This is a genomic window from Alteribacter populi, assembly GCF_002352765.1.
Classification (GTDB): Bacteria; Bacillota; Bacilli; order Bacillales; family Salisediminibacteriaceae; genus Alteribacter; species Alteribacter populi.
Genome location: NZ_KZ293963.1, coordinates 2,034,277 through 2,050,780, shown reverse-complemented (window position 1 = coordinate 2,050,780; position 16,504 = coordinate 2,034,277). Strand labels below are relative to the sequence as shown.

At 43.6% G+C, this 16,504-nt stretch carries 9 protein-coding genes, 17 tRNA genes and 2 rRNA genes; 25 read left to right on the top strand and 3 right to left on the bottom strand.

All coding sequences use genetic code 11. The features are described 5' to 3' along the window. Window positions 1-68 precede the first annotated feature (68 nt). The 19 genes from CDZ94_RS10060 (at window position 69) to CDZ94_RS09970 (ending at window position 5,435) form a co-directional block, all read left to right on the top strand. Window positions 69-3,003, top strand: a 23S ribosomal RNA gene (locus tag CDZ94_RS10060). Window positions 3,004-3,102: 99 nt separating this feature from the next. Beyond that, window positions 3,103-3,219 (top strand): 5S ribosomal RNA (gene rrf / locus CDZ94_RS10055). Window positions 3,220-3,386: 167 nt separating this feature from the next. Then, window positions 3,387-3,462 (top strand) — tRNA-Ala (locus CDZ94_RS10050). 26 nt (window positions 3,463-3,488) lie between these two features. Then, window positions 3,489-3,565: transfer RNA gene (locus CDZ94_RS10045), tRNA-Met, on the top strand. Between the two features lie 12 nt (window positions 3,566-3,577). Next, window positions 3,578-3,670 (top strand) — tRNA-Ser (locus tag CDZ94_RS10040). 5 nt (window positions 3,671-3,675) lie between these two features. Continuing rightward, window positions 3,676-3,751 (top strand) — tRNA-Asp (locus tag CDZ94_RS10035). A 22-nt stretch (window positions 3,752-3,773) separates the two neighbouring features. Beyond that, window positions 3,774-3,858 (top strand) — tRNA-Tyr (locus CDZ94_RS10030). Window positions 3,859-3,868: 10 nt separating this feature from the next. Further along, window positions 3,869-3,942, top strand: a tRNA-Trp gene (locus CDZ94_RS10025). 22 nt (window positions 3,943-3,964) lie between these two features. Then, a tRNA-His gene (locus CDZ94_RS10020) sits at window positions 3,965-4,041 on the top strand. Window positions 4,042-4,068: 27 nt separating this feature from the next. Further along, window positions 4,069-4,143, top strand: a tRNA-Gln gene (locus CDZ94_RS10015). Window positions 4,144-4,149: 6 nt separating this feature from the next. Beyond that, window positions 4,150-4,224, top strand: a tRNA-Gly gene (locus tag CDZ94_RS10010). 2 nt (window positions 4,225-4,226) lie between these two features. After that, window positions 4,227-4,303: transfer RNA gene (locus CDZ94_RS10005), tRNA-Arg, on the top strand. 22 nt (window positions 4,304-4,325) lie between these two features. Next, a tRNA-Gly gene (locus tag CDZ94_RS10000) sits at window positions 4,326-4,399 on the top strand. Between the two features lie 38 nt (window positions 4,400-4,437). Beyond that, a tRNA-Ile gene (locus CDZ94_RS09995) sits at window positions 4,438-4,514 on the top strand. A gap of 1 nt (window position 4,515) precedes the next feature. Then, window positions 4,516-4,590 (top strand) — tRNA-Asn (locus tag CDZ94_RS09990). A 4-nt stretch (window positions 4,591-4,594) separates the two neighbouring features. Continuing rightward, window positions 4,595-4,685 (top strand) — tRNA-Ser (locus CDZ94_RS09985). Window positions 4,686-4,701: 16 nt separating this feature from the next. Further along, window positions 4,702-4,776 (top strand) — tRNA-Glu (locus CDZ94_RS09980). A gap of 321 nt (window positions 4,777-5,097) precedes the next feature. Further along, window positions 5,098-5,173 (top strand) — tRNA-Lys (locus tag CDZ94_RS09975). A gap of 185 nt (window positions 5,174-5,358) precedes the next feature. Continuing rightward, a tRNA-Arg gene (locus CDZ94_RS09970) sits at window positions 5,359-5,435 on the top strand. Between the two features lie 323 nt (window positions 5,436-5,758). Here the strand turns inward: CDZ94_RS09970 and CDZ94_RS09965 are convergent. Continuing rightward, entirely contained in the window at window positions 5,759-6,523 is a 765-nt protein-coding gene (locus CDZ94_RS09965; RefSeq protein WP_232735865.1) for a DUF4198 domain-containing protein, read from the bottom strand. A 518-nt stretch (window positions 6,524-7,041) separates the two neighbouring features. Between CDZ94_RS09965 and CDZ94_RS09960 the strand changes: the two genes are divergently transcribed. Together CDZ94_RS09960 and CDZ94_RS09955 are read left to right on the top strand one after the other, a co-directional pair. After that, window positions 7,042-8,487: an NADP-dependent glyceraldehyde-3-phosphate dehydrogenase gene (locus CDZ94_RS09960; RefSeq protein ID WP_096436647.1), complete on the top strand. Its 1,446-nt coding sequence runs from the start codon at window positions 7,042-7,044 to the stop codon at window positions 8,485-8,487. 385 nt (window positions 8,488-8,872) lie between these two features. Continuing rightward, on the top strand, window positions 8,873-10,954 hold the full coding sequence (locus tag CDZ94_RS09955) for a glycoside hydrolase family 3 protein (RefSeq protein WP_096436645.1): 2,082 nt from the start codon (window positions 8,873-8,875) through the stop codon (window positions 10,952-10,954). Window positions 10,955-11,449: 495 nt separating this feature from the next. Here the strand turns inward: CDZ94_RS09955 and CDZ94_RS09950 are convergent, their stop codons facing one another. Both CDZ94_RS09950 and CDZ94_RS09945 read right to left on the bottom strand, forming a co-directional pair. Next, window positions 11,450-12,274, bottom strand: coding sequence for a DUF6612 family protein (locus tag CDZ94_RS09950; RefSeq protein WP_096436643.1), 825 nt, complete (start codon window positions 12,272-12,274; stop codon window positions 11,450-11,452). Between the two features lie 171 nt (window positions 12,275-12,445). Then, window positions 12,446-13,756 carry a C40 family peptidase gene (locus CDZ94_RS09945; RefSeq protein WP_198546710.1) on the bottom strand — a complete coding sequence of 437 codons (1,311 nt, stop codon included), beginning with the start codon at window positions 13,754-13,756 and terminating at the stop codon, window positions 12,446-12,448. 207 nt (window positions 13,757-13,963) lie between these two features. Between CDZ94_RS09945 and CDZ94_RS09940 the strand changes: the two genes are divergently transcribed. The 4 genes from CDZ94_RS09940 to CDZ94_RS09925 are packed head-to-tail and all read left to right on the top strand — an operon-like array spanning window position 13,964 to window position 16,071. Next, the gene (locus CDZ94_RS09940; protein WP_425352533.1) at window positions 13,964-14,158 is read left to right on the top strand and encodes a PLDc N-terminal domain-containing protein; all 195 of its coding nucleotides are present in this window, start codon (window positions 13,964-13,966) and stop codon (window positions 14,156-14,158) included. After that, on the top strand, window positions 14,155-15,060 hold the full coding sequence (locus tag CDZ94_RS09935; RefSeq protein ID WP_096436636.1) for an ABC transporter ATP-binding protein: 906 nt from the start codon (window positions 14,155-14,157) through the stop codon (window positions 15,058-15,060). The genes CDZ94_RS09940 and CDZ94_RS09935 overlap by 4 nt, the downstream gene beginning before the upstream one ends. After that, window positions 15,057-15,845 carry an ABC transporter permease gene (locus tag CDZ94_RS09930; protein ID WP_096436634.1) on the top strand — a complete coding sequence of 263 codons (789 nt, stop codon included), beginning with the start codon at window positions 15,057-15,059 and terminating at the stop codon, window positions 15,843-15,845. Before CDZ94_RS09935 ends, CDZ94_RS09930 begins: the two co-directional genes overlap by 4 nt. A gap of 19 nt (window positions 15,846-15,864) precedes the next feature. Beyond that, window positions 15,865-16,071, top strand: coding sequence for a DUF3006 domain-containing protein (locus tag CDZ94_RS09925; RefSeq protein ID WP_096436632.1), 207 nt, complete (start codon window positions 15,865-15,867; stop codon window positions 16,069-16,071). Window positions 16,072-16,504: the final 433 nt, after the last annotated feature.

Genomic DNA, 16,504 nt, shown 5'->3' with positions numbered 1-16,504 from the left:
GTTTCACCGGTTGTTTGATTATTTGAGAGAACAACCGAGTGTCTTAGAAAAAGACCAACGACATCGACGGTTAAGCTAATAAGAGCGCACGGTGGATGCCTTGGCACTAGGAGCCGAAGAAGGACGGGACGAACACCGATATGCTTCGGGGAGCTGTAAGTAAGCTTCGATCCGGAGATTTCCGAATGGGGGAACCCAGCACGCGTAATGGCGTGTTATTTATACCTGAATACATAGGGTATAAAAGGCAGACCCGGGGAACTGAAACATCTTAGTACCCGGAGGAAGAGAAAGCAAAAGCGATTTCCTGAGTAGCGGCGAGCGAAACGGAAACAGCCCAAACCAAGAGGCTTGCCTCTTGGGGTTGTAGGACACTCCATTGGAGTTACAAAGGAACGGAGTAGATGAAGCGACCTGGAAAGGTCCGCGAGACAAGGTAACAGCCCTGTAGTCGAAACTTCGTTCCCTCCGGAGTGGATCCTGAGTACGGCGGGACACGTGAAACCCCGTCGGAATCCGGGAGGACCATCTCCCAAGGCTAAATACTTCCTAGTGACCGATAGTGAACCAGTACCGTGAGGGAAAGGTGAAAAGCACCCCGGGAGGGGAGTGAAAGAGATCCTGAAACCGTGTGCTTACAAGTAGTTGGAGCCCGTTAAAGGGTGACAGCGTGCCTTTTGTAGAATGAACCGGCGAGTTACGATTACGTGCAAGGTTAAGTTGAAGAGACGGAGCCGCAGCGAAAGCGAGTCTGAACAGGGCGTATCAAGTACGTGGTCGTAGACCCGAAACCAGGTGATCTACCCATGTCCAGGGTGAAGTCCAGGTAACACTGGATGGAGGCCCGAACCCACGCAAGTTGAAAATTGCGGGGATGAGGTGTGGGTAGGGGTGAAATGCCAATCGAACTTGGAGATAGCTGGTTCTCCCCGAAATAGCTTTAGGGCTAGCCTCGAGGTGAGAGTGTTGGAGGTAGAGCACTGATTGGACTAGGGGTCCCTACAGGATTACCGAATTCAGTCAAACTCCGAATGCCAATTACTTTTTACTCGGGAGTCAGACTGCGAGTGCTAAGATCCGTAGTCGAGAGGGAAACAGCCCAGACCATCAGCTAAGGTCCCAAAGTATACGTTAAGTGGAAAAGGATGTGGAGTTGCTTAGACAACCAGGATGTTGGCTTAGAAGCAGCCATCATTGAAAGAGTGCGTAATAGCTCACTGGTCGAGTGACTCTGCGCCGAAAATGTACCGGGGCTAAACGTATCACCGAAGCTATGGATTGTCCTTCGGACAGTGGTAGGGGAGCGTTCCAAGTGCCGTGAAGTCAGACCGAGAGGACTGGTGGAGCGCTTGGAAGTGAGAATGCCGGTATGAGTAGCGAAAAGAGGGGTGAGAATCCCCTCCGTCGAAAGCCTAAGGTTTCCTGAGGAAGGCTCGTCCGCTCAGGGTAAGTCGGGACCTAAGCCGAGGCCGAAAGGCGTAGGCGATGGCAAACAGGTTGAAATTCCTGTACCACCTCCTCACCGTTTGAGCAACGGGGGGACGCAGGAAGGTAGGGTAAGCGCGCCACTGGATGTGCGCGTCCAAGCAGTAAGGCTGGCAAGTAGGCAAATCCGCTTGTCGTAAGGCTGAGCTGTGATGGCGAGGGAAATTATAGTACCGAAGTTCCTGATCCTACACTGCCTAGAAAAGCCTCTAGTGAGGTGAGAGGTGCCCGTACCGCAAACCGACACAGGTAGGCGGGAAGAGAATTCTAAGACGCGCGGGAGAACTCTCGTTAAGGAACTCGGCAAAATGACCCCGTAACTTCGGGAGAAGGGGTGCTCTTTCGGGTTTATAGCCCAGGAGAGCCGCAGTGAAAAGGCCCAAGCGACTGTTTATCAAAAACACAGGTCTCTGCCAAGCCGCAAGGCGATGTATAGGGGCTGACACCTGCCCGGTGCTGGAAGGTTAAGAGGAGGGGTTATCCCTTAGGGGAGAAGCTCTGAATTGAAGCCCCAGTAAACGGCGGCCGTAACTATAACGGTCCTAAGGTAGCGAAATTCCTTGTCGGGTAAGTTCCGACCCGCACGAAAGGTGCAACGACTTGGGCACTGTCTCAACGAGAGACCCGGTGAAATTATATTACCTGTGAAGATGCAGGTTACCCGCGACAGGACGGAAAGACCCCATGGAGCTTTACTGTAGCTTGATATTGGATTTTGGTACAGCTTGTACAGGATAGGTAGGAGCCTTGGAAACCGGAGCGCCAGCTTCGGTGGAGGCATCGGTGGGATACTACCCTGGCTGTACTGACATTCTAACCCAGGACCGTGATCCGGTTCGGGGACAGTGTCAGGTGGGCAGTTTGACTGGGGCGGTCGCCTCCTAAAAAGTAACGGAGGCGCCCAAAGGTTCCCTCAGAATGGTTGGAAATCATTCGCAGAGTGCAAAGGCATAAGGGAGCTTGACTGCGAGACATACAGGTCGAGCAGGGACGAAAGTCGGGCTTAGTGATCCGGCGGCACCGCATGGAAGGGCCGTCGCTCAACGGATAAAAGCTACCCTGGGGATAACAGGCTTATCTCCCCCAAGAGTCCACATCGACGGGGAGGTTTGGCACCTCGATGTCGGCTCATCGCATCCTGGGGCTGAAGTAGGTCCCAAGGGTTGGGCTGTTCGCCCATTAAAGCGGTACGCGAGCTGGGTTCAGAACGTCGTGAGACAGTTCGGTCCCTATCCGTCGTGGGCGTAGGAAATTTGAGAGGAGCTGTCCTTAGTACGAGAGGACCGGGATGGACACACCGCTGGTGTACCAGTTGTTCCGCCAGGAGCATGGCTGGGTAGCTACGTGTGGAAGGGATAAGTGCTGAAAGCATCTAAGCATGAAGCCCCCCTCAAGATGAGATTTCCCATTACGTTAAGTAAGTAAGATCCCTCAGAGACGATGAGGTTGATAGGTCTCGTGTGGAAGCGTGGTGACACGTGGAGCTGAGAGATACTAATCGATCGAGGGCTTATCCAAAAAACGATGTTGTTTGTCTTTAAGAAACTCACAAAGGTTTCAAGTTGAAGCTGTTATCTAGTTTTGAGAGAACAAGGTTTTCTCAAATTCAATACGTTGTCTAGTGACGATAGCGGAGAGGTCACACCCGTTCCCATGCCGAACACGGAAGTTAAGCTCTCCAGCGCCGATGGTAGTTGGGGGCTCTCCCCCTGTGAGAGTAGGACGTCGCTGGGCAATCCCTTTAAAAGGGTAACTGTGCCAAAAGCATATTTGTCCTCTAAAGATCTGATTGCCAAGAAGGTCGAGGAAGCAAGAGAGAGGAAAGGATCGTACCCAAGTACGTGACTGACCGAATGAGTGCAGCTGACGAAGAGATTCGTAGCTTATTTCAAACAAAAAACGGGGCCTTAGCTCAGCTGGGAGAGCGCCTGCTTTGCACGCAGGAGGTCAGCGGTTCGATCCCGCTAGGCTCCACCATTTTTACAAATTCATTTATTATATATGGCGGTGTAGCTCAGCTGGCTAGAGCGTACGGTTCATACCCGTGAGGTCGGGGGTTCGATCCCCTCCGCCGCTACCATATATACATTGCGGAGGAATACCCAAGTCCGGCTGAAGGGATCGGTCTTGAAAACCGACAGGGGCTTCACGGCCCGCGGGGGTTCGAATCCCTCTTCCTCCGCCATTTAAGGTCCCGTGGTGTAGCGGTTAACATGCCTGCCTGTCACGCAGGAGATCGCCGGTTCGATCCCGGTCGGGACCGCCATTTTAATTTAATTAGATATTGTGGAGGGGTAGCGAAGTGGCTAAACGCGGCGGACTGTAAATCCGCTCCCTCCGGGTTCGGCGGTTCGAATCCGTCCCCCTCCACCACTTTTCATTTAGGGGTATAGTTTAATGGTAAAACGAAGGTCTCCAAAACCTTTGATGTGGGTTCGATTCCTACTACCCCTGCCATTTTAAATAAAAAAATTTTATGGCGGCTGTGGCGAAGCTGGTTAACGCACCGGATTGTGGTTCCGGCACGCATGGGTTCGAATCCCATCAGTCGCCCCATAAATTTTAAATAAATGTACTTGTTTTAGGGCTATAGCCAAGCGGTAAGGCATCGGATTTTGATTCCGTGATTCGCAGGTTCGAATCCTGCTAGCCCTGCCATTTTTTGCGGAAGTAGTTCAGTGGTAGAACACCACCTTGCCAAGGTGGGGGTCGCGAGTTCGAATCTCGTCTTCCGCTCCAGTGCGCCCGTAGCTCAATTGGATAGAGTGTCTGACTACGGATCAGAAGGTTAGGGGTTCGACTCCTCTCGGGCGCGCCATTTAAATTTTATAAGAATAAATGCGGGTGTAGTTTAGTGGTAAAACCTCAGCCTTCCAAGCTGATGATGTGGGTTCGATTCCCATCACCCGCTCCATAGTTATGCTTAAACGATCATTTTTTCCTTCATCCCTTGGGCCTGTAGCTCAGCTGGTTAGAGCGCACGCCTGATAAGCGTGAGGTCGGTGGTTCGAGTCCACTCAGGCCCACCATTCCACAGTAGCTCAGTGGTAGAGCAATCGGCTGTTAACCGATCGGTCGTAGGTTCGAGTCCTACCTGTGGAGCCATTTTGGAGAAGTACTCAAGTGGCTGAAGAGGCGCCCCTGCTAAGGGTGTAGGTCGTGTAAGCGGCGCGAGGGTTCAAATCCCTCCTTCTCCGCCAGTTATTTTCTCATGTTGGCCCGTTGGTCAAGTGGTTAAGACACCGCCCTTTCACGGCGGTAACACGGGTTCGAATCCCGTACGGGTCACCACTTTTAATTACACAAACAAAGTGAAACACTAGATCTTACATAAGGTAGCAGCTTATTGATCCGAAACCGATGATTGGCAAGAAGCAAGAAGGTTGAGGAAGCAAGTGAGAGAACACCGGAATGTACAAAAGGTACATGAGGATGTGAAAGAACGAAGCAGACGAAAAGATTCGCAGCTTATTGTCCGAAACCGATGATTGGCAAGAAGCAAGAAGGTTGAGGAAGCAAGTGAGAGAACACCGGAATGTACAAAAGGTACATGAGGATGTGAAAGAACGAAGCAGACGAAAAGATTCGCAGCTTATTGACAATCATCTCTAAGAGCCATTAGCTCAGTTGGTAGAGCATCTGACTTTTAATCAGAGGGTCGAAGGTTCGAGTCCTTCATGGCTCACCATTTATACATACAAAAGTGAGATCGGAATCCGATGCCTCACTTTTTTTGTACCTTTTTATAATAAAAGTATGTATTAGAGGCAATGGCGCTTCACGCTGCTCTAGAGAAGTACAATCACTCTTAAAAGATTGTAGCGAACCACTCAATGCATTTAAGAAAAAAGACCATCCTTAATAAAAGGTGATGCGCTCGTAGCTCAGTAGGATAGAGCAGCAGCCTCCTAAGCTGCAGGCCAGAGGTTCGACTCCTCTCGGGCGCGCCATATAAATAACACAAAAGCTCTTATAAAAATAAGGTAGGCTGTTGAGAAATCCATCTCAACAGCTTTATTTAACGTGATCAGGAAATTATATTTTTTTTTACGTCGTGAATCACAGAAGTAAAATGGAATGAAAATTGAGAAGGTAAGGAAGAAAAACTTATTTTCTACGAACAAGAATAATAGCTACAAAAGCTTATAGAAAATGCTCTAAGTTTTTATATCTTGCTAAAAAATAAGTGAACAGCTACCTTCGCGCCGTTCGCTTCTAAGAAAGAATACCCTTAAGACTCATTGTGGCGGAGTTAACGCGTATTATAAAATAACTATCCTTCCTGAACGGTGTACGTCATTGTGGCTTCATATTCATCCTCATTACCCTCAAGTTCCACACGAATAAGATAGTACTCAGCTTCGCCCGTTTCCCACGTGAACTTTCCATTTTCGTCAGTTTTCAAGCGAAGATCACTGGAATCACTTCTGCGGATGACAGCGACTTCAGCATCTGCTACAGGCTCACCTTTCAATAGCACTTGAGCAGTGACAGACTGATCTGGTGTCATTACTGCAGGGTTAAAGAAAGGAACGATCTCTGCTCGTTCAGGCGTTACATGTACATCATAGCCTTTGTAATCGCGCACATTGGCTATCTGTGGACAATCGCTCACTGCCACAAATGATTTCGCGCTTCTTAACGTAGGTTCTTCTTCATCACCATAAGTGAAGTCCCCTTCAGCAGAGATGATGTAGATCCCCTCTTCAATCGCTTGAAACGACCCTGCATAATAATTGTTAACCCCTAACCTTTCAGCATCAACTTCTTTTTCTTCTCCCAAGTAAAAGAAAGAGTCGGTAATGGTTTGTTCTTCAAGAGAAGGAGATGTAACCTTTACTTCCGAATCATTTAGGTCCCACTTTCGGTCAATACGGTAACTTGTATGATCGTCTGAATGATTACCAAACAGTAATTCCACATACGAATGCTGGCCCTTTTCAACAATGGGAGAATTGGTTTGAGACCATCCATTATGAGCAAAGACATTTGTAGCTAAAAATAACAAAGTTAAACAAACGACAGGAATAGTCACCATTAGTCGCACTTTAATTCCACCTTTACAAAAGTATTTTACTTTTGTATTTTTCCAATAATCAATGAACATATTACTGTGGATTAAAATGTGACGAGAACTACAATAAAAAAGCACGTAGTAAACATGCTCCCTATGGTTTTTAGAAAGTTTACTCTAATTTAAGAATATATTCATTGAGTTAATGACATAATTCACGTTGTTACATAGTATAGGAAGTTTGAAAATAGTAGAATTTTTTTTGCTTGATGAATGTAGAATTCCTTACTTTATGTATTAGATACGTTGAACCTCAAGGGAACGACATTAATGATTAGAAGTAAGATGAGGCTGTTTTTACCCGTGAAGGGTAAGAATTATGATGAAAACTCCCATAAATAATAGAAAAATATTTTGCTTTCTTGAGCAAAGAGCTTGTAGGAAAGGGTTTTCAAATGTTTTAATGAGTTTTAAACGATGGAAGTTGAACATGTATATACAATATAAAAAGAAATATCAATAATTTTATTGGAGTGATCATCATGAAATTACGTCAAGATAATAAGATATATCCGTTTCTTTTAAATAATGAGTGGAAAGAGAGTGAATCTGGAAAAACAATTAAGATACTTTCTCCAGACGATGAGAGCATTGTTGGAAGTGTCCCTTCTATGACGCAAGAAGAAGTAGATACAGCAGCGAGAGCTAGTAAGCAAGCTCAACTTGAATGGGCAGACACACCAATCGATGAGCGAGTGGCGCTACTTCACCGCTGGGCGGATGAATTAGAAAAGATGGAGGATGAGATAGGGGCGATCATCCAACATGAAGTAGGTAAAGATGTTTCTTCTGCTAAAGGAGAAGTAACAAGAACTGCAGAACTTATTCGCTATACTGCCGAACAGGGGTTACGAGTAAAAGGTGAATATATGACCGGAGATGGATTTCCAGGTGGTGGGAAAAATAAAAAAGCTCTTGTTCAAAAAGTACCACATGGTGTTGTACTAGCCATTTCACCGTTTAACTATCCAGTAAACCTTTCAGCTGCTAAAATAGCGCCTGCGCTTGTTACAGGCAATACGGTTTTATTTAAGCCAGCTACGCAAGGGGCAATTAGTGGTATTAAAATGATTGAGGCACTTGTGAAAGCAGGTCTTCCGCAAGGCGTCTTAAATCTTGTTACTGGAAGAGGGTCTGTCATTGGTGACTTTATTGTGACGCACCCATCCATTGACATGATATCATTTACTGGTGGTACTGAAACAGGAAAACATATCGCAAAAGAAGCCTCAATGATTCCGATTGTACTTGAGCTTGGAGGGAAAGACCCCGCGATTGTACTTGAGGATGCAAACTTGGATAAAGCGGCTAACGAAATAGTTAGTGGGGCCTTCAGTTATTCTGGACAGCGTTGTACGGCGATCAAGCGTGTTCTCGTAATGGAGGATGTGGCAGACGATCTTGTTCGTAAACTTAAAGAAAAAGTGGAAGGGTTGACGGTTGGTTTTGCTGCAGATGGTGCTAACGTAGTTCCGATGATTGATGATAAATCCGCAAACTATGTAGAAACATTAATTGATGATGCGAAGGATAAAGGTGCTACTGTTGTGACAACAGGAGAACGTAAAAAGAATTTACTGTACCCAACACTACTTGACAATGTTACGGAAAAAATGCGTGTTGCTTGGGAAGAACAATTTGGACCTGTTTTACCAGTAATCCGTATTAATAATGAATTTGAAGCAATTGACCTAGAACGCCGTAATAAATACGGTCTTCAAGCAAGTATTTTTACGAACAATATGGAAGATGCTTTCCGAATTGCTGATAAGCTTGAAACCGGTACGGTTCAACTGAACGGCAAAACATCTCGAGGCCCTGACCACTTCCCATTCTTGGGAGTGAAGAATTCTGGCCAAGGAGTACAGGGGATTGGTAGAAGTATTGACTCCATGCTTCGAGATAAAGTGGTTGTGATTAATCTTTAAAGAATATAAAGAAGGCCTTACCTCCTGCGGGTGAGGTCTTTTTTATACTTTAAGAAGGATGACCATCTCTAAAGAAAGTATAAGCGCAACTAAGGCTGCCACGATTAAGTATTGGCGGCAAGGCAAGTTATCTTTCAAAGATTGATACTAAAAACGGACAGCTATATTCACACCGCATGTTTTATTATTATTCTAGTTTGGGTAAATGAACCTACGATGAATATGTGGAGGATTTTTCAAGATATATCGGCATGGTCCATTACACTCATGATAAAGCTGGTATACTCAACTATACTTATTGTAAGCGTTACCACATGGAGTCTTTCTTCCTTTTTGAGTAAAGAAACCTAATGAGGCACGCTAATTTTCGGAAAGGGACTGATGAATGTTGAAAAAAAGAGTGCAATGTTTATTTTCATTTATTATTGCTGGTCTTTTGTTTTTTTCAATTTTTACGTTTAGTGGTGGAGAAGGAAAGGCTCAAGGACAATCACTTATCCTTTTACAGAACAGTCCACATATGAAAACAGATTTGGAAGAAGACGGATTTTCGCTTACTCCTTTATATTTAACTGAAGGTGGAGGCTTTATGGAAGCTTCCGAGAACTTGGAATGGTCCTCATCTAATAAAAATGTAGCGGATGTTAATGAAAATGGTGAAGTTAGGGTAGTAGGTAAACCAGGACGGAGTTTTATTTCTGTTTCCAATGGAGTAGAGTCTGATCGAATTGCGGTACATGTTACACCGAAAGAGGGCGCAAATCTCGTACAACAAGAAGGTGATCAGTATAATCTGATTGAACGTGCGATGGACGAGCTTTCTTTAGAAGAGAAAATTGGCCAAATGATGATGCCTGACTTTAGAACTTGGAATGGTGAAAATGTGACGGAGATGCTTCCGGAAATTGAAGCCTTAATACAAGACTATCATATTGGAGGTGTTATTTTATTTAGAGAAAATGTTGTAGAGACTGAACAGATTATTGATTTAGTTGAAGGGTATAAAAATGCTGCGAATAAATTTGGTATGCTGGTGACGATTGACCAAGAAGGAGGAATTGTCACTCGATTACAAAATGGGACTGACATGCCAGGAAATATGGCCCTCGGTGCCACACGTTCAGAGGAACTCTCATTTGATTCTGGGCGTGTAATTGGTGCTGAACTTGAAGCGTTAGGAATAAATATGAACCTCGCTCCTGTGCTTGATGTGAATAATAATCCTGATAATCCGGTTATCGGTGTCCGTTCATATGGAGAGGATCCGGACCTTGTCGGAAAGTTAGGTTCTGCTTATACTCTTGGTTTACAAGAACACGGAATTGCAGGGACGGCTAAACACTTTCCGGGGCATGGAGATACTGATGTCGATTCACATTTAGGGCTTCCGGAAGTTCCTCACGACCGGGAGCGATTGTTTGAAGTGGAACTGCCTCCATTCCAAGAAGCGATGGAAAATGGAATGGATGCGATCATGACGGCTCATGTGACGTTTCCGAAAATAGATGATACGAAAGTAATTTCTAAAAAAGATAGAAGTGAAATTGCATTACCAGCGACTCTTTCTGAAAAAGTCTTAACCGGACTCGTACGGGATGAGATGGGTTATGAAGGAGTGATAATGACAGATGCATTAAATATGAACGCTATTGCGGATCACTTTGGGCCGGTAGATGCGGTAATCCGTGCTATTAATGCAGGAACAGATATCGTGCTCATGCCTGTTGGTTTGATTGAAGTTTTTGAAGGTGTGCATGAAGCCGTTTTAGACGGAGAGATCTCTGAAGAACGAATTGATGAAGCAGTAGAAAGAATTTTAACGTTAAAATTGAATCGCAGTATTTTAAAGACGGAAGCTGAAGTTAATGTAGAGAAAATGAAGGAACGAGCTCATGAAATAATTGGTTCAGAAGGACATCTGAAGGTTGAGCAAAAAGTAGCAGAACGTGCGGTTACAGTAGTAAAAAATGACAACATATTGCCATTAGAGGCTGGCACCGAAGAAAAGATCGTAGTTGTAGGTGCTACTTATAGCGACTCACTCTTTGAAGCGATTGGACAAGATCATGAAAATGTGGAGCATGTTTCCTTGAATGCTGGTCAAAGTGAACTAACTGAAGAACAGCAAGAGACAGTAAACAGTGCAGATTCGATTATTATCGGTTCCTATACGTTTGATGTAGCTGGTCGTTCTGCTAATAATCCTCATATGCAGGTTTATCAAGCAATTGTAGAAAATGTGGAGGTACCGGTGGTTGGAGTAGGGATTCGAAATCCATATGACATTATGGCATTTGAAGACATCGATGCATATGTCGCACAATATGGATTTAGAGATGCAAGTTTTGACGCGACAGTCGCGACACTCTTTGGGCAAAATGAACCGTCTGGACAGTTACCTGTTACGATCTTTGATGAAGCAGGAGAAGTCCTCTACCCATTTGGACACGGTATAACGTTTGAGTAAAATCAAAAAAGCCATTTCCTGACGAAGGGGAATGGCTTTTTATGAAAGGTTAGAAAATATAGAATGGACAGTTACCTTCACGCCGTTCGTCTCAAGGGAAAATATCTTTGAGACTTTAAGACATGCGAGCTGACGCTGGTTTTAATAAAATGCCGAAATCTACGCTTCGATGTCTAGATCCAGGCGCTATCGGTTCGTGTCAAAGAACCTGCCCGATCAAAAGTAAAAGCACTTTTGACCGGACAGAACATTTGCATGTCGTTCGAGTAAGAGAGCCTTGCGCTTTTCTTACGAGTTAAGAAAGTATAAAAATCTACGCTTCAATGTCTAGCTCCAGCGCCTACGAGCTCGAGGTCACTTTAGCCTGTCAGAAGAAGCCAAAAAGCGGCTTCAATCTGCAGTCGAAAGTGCTTGTCGCTCGTGACCAAGGCGCTTGCGCTTTTCTTGTAAAAAACGGTCACAGTTAGTTATTTAAATTGATGGTCTGTTCTCTATTTAGAATTCGCCGAAAAGCTCGTTTTCATCGACTTCTTCTGCGTTTTCGAGAATGTCCGCTGGTATTTCAAGGTCGTCTAGCTCGTTAAAGCTGTGCATAAGTAGGTGGACGGATTGCTTCATGTCAAATCCATTGATCCCATCATCCACAGTAGTATCCATAAAAATGTTTGCTTCTGTGTTATAGAATGTCTCACGATCGATAAAAAGTTCGTACTCTAGATCATGAACTTCCATGCTGTCAAAAGCTTCACCAAGCATGTCATCCATACCTTCTCCTGTAATTCCAGCAACTTGCTCTTTCATTGTATCCATATCTAAGCCATCACCCTTGAGTGTAATGACGTAGTGATCTTCTTCTGTTTCAATGCTTACTTCTTCTAGGTTATCTTTAAAAGGCTTCAATTGCTCTTCCGGACTCATTTGCATATCAGATATTGACATTAATTCCTCAGTGAACCCGTCAGAAAGCTTCATCCATTCGCCCCCCATTGGGTCTTCCATAAAGAAGCCGTGTTCTTCAGAGAAATAAGAGTCATAAGATACATCCATTCCAAAAAACTGCATTGACATGCTTTGAAACATTGTGAGTGGTTCCATTAACATATCGACCTCAGAATCCACTTCAAGTTCTTGTGTATCCCCTTCAGCACTCATTTCCTGAGTAGTCGTCATTGTCATGGAATAACTGGACAACTCCTCCATTGCTTCTTCAGATTTTAGTAAAATATCCTCTGCTGTTAAACCATCGTCACTTTCAGCCGAGCAAGCGACAGCAAGTAGTGTAGTTGCTGATAAACAACCAGCTAATAATGCTTTTTTCACAATATTACCCCCAATAATTTTCACATTGATGAAATAATGTTCCTGCACTATTATTCCATACGAATCATTTGAAAGGAAGTTTCAAATAGAGGTAATTTTTGATGTGAAAATAAGTCAAAAGTCCTTTTTTGAGGAAAGCGGAAATCGCTGCTCTACTTAAGAGCAAGAATTTTAGTTGATCGGATATCTTTTCGTACCAATATGACGATCATAGGTCCAATAGTGGCTAAATTTCGGATAAACAATGGAGACACCTTTATCTTCTCTTACTGTAATAATTTGACCGTTTCCGATATAAAGAGTTGGGAGGTGGATACCTTGATCGGATTCAAAAAACATAACATCTCCAGGCTTTTCAGAGCCTTGAGGAACGTTTTCACCATAATCCCATTGATTTTTGCCAGAACGGGGAACGTGGTTATTCATTTCTTTAAAAGCGTAATGAATAAAGCCACTTTGGTTAAAACCTTTTTCTGGAGACTCCCCTTGTGTAGAGAAGGGCATGTTAATCATTTCATAAGCAACTTTTACTGCAGGATGGTCATTTTGAATTCGGAGTTCATTAAATCGCTTAATACCCGTAAAATGCTTCATCCATTCTTCACCTAGGTAGGAAATCATTGTTTCTCCCTCTTCTCCACTGGCGTGAATAAAGAAATGGTCTCCTAAATAAATTCCTGTATGTGAGATGCCTTCCTGCCAAGTACCTGAAAAATAGATGACATCTCCAGGCATTGCATTTTCCAGTGAAATATCTTTTCCTAAGTCAAATTGCTGATACGTGATTCGAGGTAAATGAATGTCCATTTCTTCAAAGGCGTGTTGGACAAGAAAGGAGCAATCAAAGGCTGCTAATGTATTCCCAGTGAGTTTATAGGGACGATGTAGAAGAGAAATAGCTTCACGAACGGCTACATGATCATGATTTTTGTAAGTTGAAGGGTTGAGGCTAACCTTTTCCTTTTGGGTTAGGCGCTTTCCTTCGATAAATCGCTTTTTCCAAAAAAGATCGCTAGTTAAGTGACGGAGGGCCACACCATCTTTTGTAACTACAACAAATTGCTGATCTTTTAAGTAAATGGCACTGATTTTATTTTTCTTACCCTGAAAGAAAACAAGATCGCCTTCTTTTAAATTCTCCTTTTTTACAGGTTCCCCAAGCTCACTTTGAAGGTGTGGATACCGGGAGAGAAGGACGCCTTCGCTAATACTGTACATATATTGAACGAGAGTACCTGTTGAAAACCCTTCTTCAGGTGAACTACCTTTTCCGTTATAGGGGGTGTCAAGGAGATCTTCTGCTAGTTCTGAAAACGAGAGACCTTGTATTTGCGAATTGATGTCAGGATTTACAACAGTGCCTGTTTCAATGAGAGATTCCTCAGCTAATTCATTGATCTTCATATTACTTGAATCAATGGGAGTGACGAAAAAATAACCGCTTATGATTGCTATTAATGTCATGAGACTGATTGATTTCATATTCGCCCCTTTCATTCATGCCATTGCCATTTTCTTTTCATTGTTTCATCGAATCAGGTAAATCATACACAAAATTGTGCGGGGACTGTCCCCCGACAATTTGTTCGGGGGACAGTCCCCTGAACTTTTTAACAGTTAGGAACTTTTTTGGGTTGGGTACGTAGAGTCATTAAGGAGTGTTTATGGAGAATGGGGAGGTTTGAGGTTGTGGCAGAATTCAATTGGGGGCTTATTGCTCCGATTTTTGTGATTCAGTTAATATTAATGGTTGTTGCTCTTGTGGATTGTGTTCGAAATTCAGAGCTGAATGGTCCGAAGTGGATGTGGATTTTAATCATTATTTTTATTAATATTCTTGGTCCGATTCTTTATTTTATTATCGGAAGGAGAAATAATGGATGAGTTTGATTACAACAGAACAATTAACGAAAACGTTTAAAGAAGAGACGGCCGTCAAAGACGTTGATATCACTATTCGCGAAGGAGCGTGCACGGCACTGCTTGGTCCCAATGGAGCAGGGAAGACGACAACGCTGAACATGATTGCAGGGCTAATGAAGCCGTCAAGAGGCCATATTGCCTTTGCGAATAACCCTAAAGAAGACCCCCGTCATCATCTTGGTTACCTTCCGCAATATCCGAAGTTTTACGGTTGGATGAGTGGTCTTGAGTATTTAATTTATGTAGGTGAACTTGCTCATTTGCCACGAAAAAAGGCGAAGGAAAAAGCGGAAGAACTCTTATCGCTTGTTGGATTAATCGATGCAAAAGCTAAAAAGATCGCCGGTTATTCTGGTGGGATGAAGCAGCGTTTAGGAATTGCCCAAGCGCTTATTCATAACCCTAAACTTGTCATTTTAGATGAACCCGTGTCAGCACTTGATCCTCATGGTAGACGGGAAGTGCTGGAGCTAATGAAAAGGATGAAGCAAGATACATCGATTTTATTTTCCACCCACGTCCTTCACGATGCAGAAGAAGTTTGTGACGACATTTTTATAATGAAAAATGGTGAAGTGGTCGTGAACGGTTCATTAGAGAATTTGCAACAAAAGCACCAACAGCCTGCGATTCACGTTGAAACAGAACAAGACTTAACTGAATGGGCTAAAGAAATAGCAGAGAAACAATGGGTTAGTCAGTGGTCTGTCGATACTCATAAACTAAAAATGACGGTGGATGAGGTGACAATTGCGAGAAAGGAGATTCTCGCGGACCCTTCTTTTCACGAGTTAAAGCCGGTTCGCTTTGAAGTGGTTAAAACAACACTTGAAGACTTATTTATGAAGGTGACGCAATCATGAAGCAATGGATGGTGTTATATAAAAAAGAAATTAAAGAACAATGGCGTAGCTACAAATGGCTTTGGCTGCCGTTAGTTTTCATCTTTCTAGGGATTATGCAGCCAGTGACAACCTATTATTTACCGGAAATCATGGAACGATTCGGTGGAATGCCTGATGGTGCGGTTATTGATTTTCCTATTCCCAGTGGGGGGGAAGTTCTAGCTCAAACCGTTGCGCAGTTTAGTCAAATTGGTTTTCTTGTTCTCGTTCTTGCATTTATGGGTACTATTACGAATGAACGAAACCAAGGTACGTATGTGATGGTCCTTGTAAAACCGGTCTCATATCCTTCTTTTATTACCTCAAAATGGCTGAGTGTGGTAACCATCACCGTCGTTTCATACGTGTTGGGAATGGTAAGTGCTGTCTATTATACGGCGATCTTAATTGAGGGCCTTTCAATTTCGTCTGTACTTTATGGAACCACGGTATTTGGTCTTTGGTTACTTTTTATCGTTACTGTCCTTCTAACATTGAGTACAATTCTAAAAAGTAATGCTGCAGTCGCTTTTCTTACGATGGGGATTGGTATTTTACTTTCTATTCTCAGTAGTGTCGCTCCAGACTTTATGAGATGGTCTCCGGGAATGTTGACAGGGCACAGTCACTCATTATTCATGACAGGTCAAGTGGGAGAAGCTTTTTGGCTAAGTATCACGTTTACTGTATTAGCAGTTATCGGTATGATTACGCTCTCTGTGTATATATTTAAGCGTAAAGAAGTGACAACTCAAACTACATAACGATCGGATGTGAGAGACTATGGGGATCAAGCAAGCCGTTCTTGACCGGATTGAGGACGGACAATGGGCGGTTTTACTGGTAGAGGAAGGTAAGAAAGAAGTGCTCCTTCCCGTGCAAAAGATGCCGCACAATAGCAAGGAAGGCGACTGGTTTCAAGTTACCTTTGTCGAGGAGACCGTTTCCAGTGTTGTTTTTGACGATGTCGCAAAGAAAAAAACAACGTAAACGATTCAAGGTCAACGAAATGCCCTGCGGAAAATTAAAAGAAGTCGACTTAAACTACAGAAAGAGTACCCTTCAATTTAGTGAAGGGTACTTTTTTTGTACTTTAAGAAAGTTTAACTTCTCTAAAGGAATAAGTATAAACGCAACTAAGGCTTCCGCCATTAAGGCTTGGCGGAAAGCCAAGTTTTCTTATTAAAAAAGTTGGCCGAAAAATGAATATTCCAGGCAGGAAGATACACCGTGAAAGAGATCTGGTTCCTAACAACTGTTCAGGGGTCACAGCCCCCTTTTAGGAGACAAAGAATAAGTCCTATTTTTGTACATATAAATGAGAAAAGGGTGATGTATGTGAAAAGCACTGCGAAAACAGCAGCGACAAACTAAGTTCTAATATAAACGTGAAATATTGAGCAAAGGCGAATTTTGAACGGTC

Coding starts and splice junctions, on each gene's coding strand:
- CDZ94_RS09945 (WP_198546710.1), bottom strand. CDS start 13,756: ATGAAATCAATCAGTCTCATGACATTAATAGCAATCATAAGCGGTTAT.
- CDZ94_RS09925 (WP_096436632.1), top strand. CDS start 15,865: ATGGGGATCAAGCAAGCCGTTCTTGACCGGATTGAGGACGGACAATGG.
- CDZ94_RS09960 (WP_096436647.1), top strand. CDS start 7,042: ATGAAATTACGTCAAGATAATAAGATATATCCGTTTCTTTTAAATAAT.
- CDZ94_RS09965 (WP_232735865.1), bottom strand. CDS start 6,523: ATGGTGACTATTCCTGTCGTTTGTTTAACTTTGTTATTTTTAGCTACA.
- CDZ94_RS09955 (WP_096436645.1), top strand. CDS start 8,873: ATGTTGAAAAAAAGAGTGCAATGTTTATTTTCATTTATTATTGCTGGT.
- CDZ94_RS09935 (WP_096436636.1), top strand. CDS start 14,155: ATGAGTTTGATTACAACAGAACAATTAACGAAAACGTTTAAAGAAGAG.
- CDZ94_RS09930 (WP_096436634.1), top strand. CDS start 15,057: ATGAAGCAATGGATGGTGTTATATAAAAAAGAAATTAAAGAACAATGG.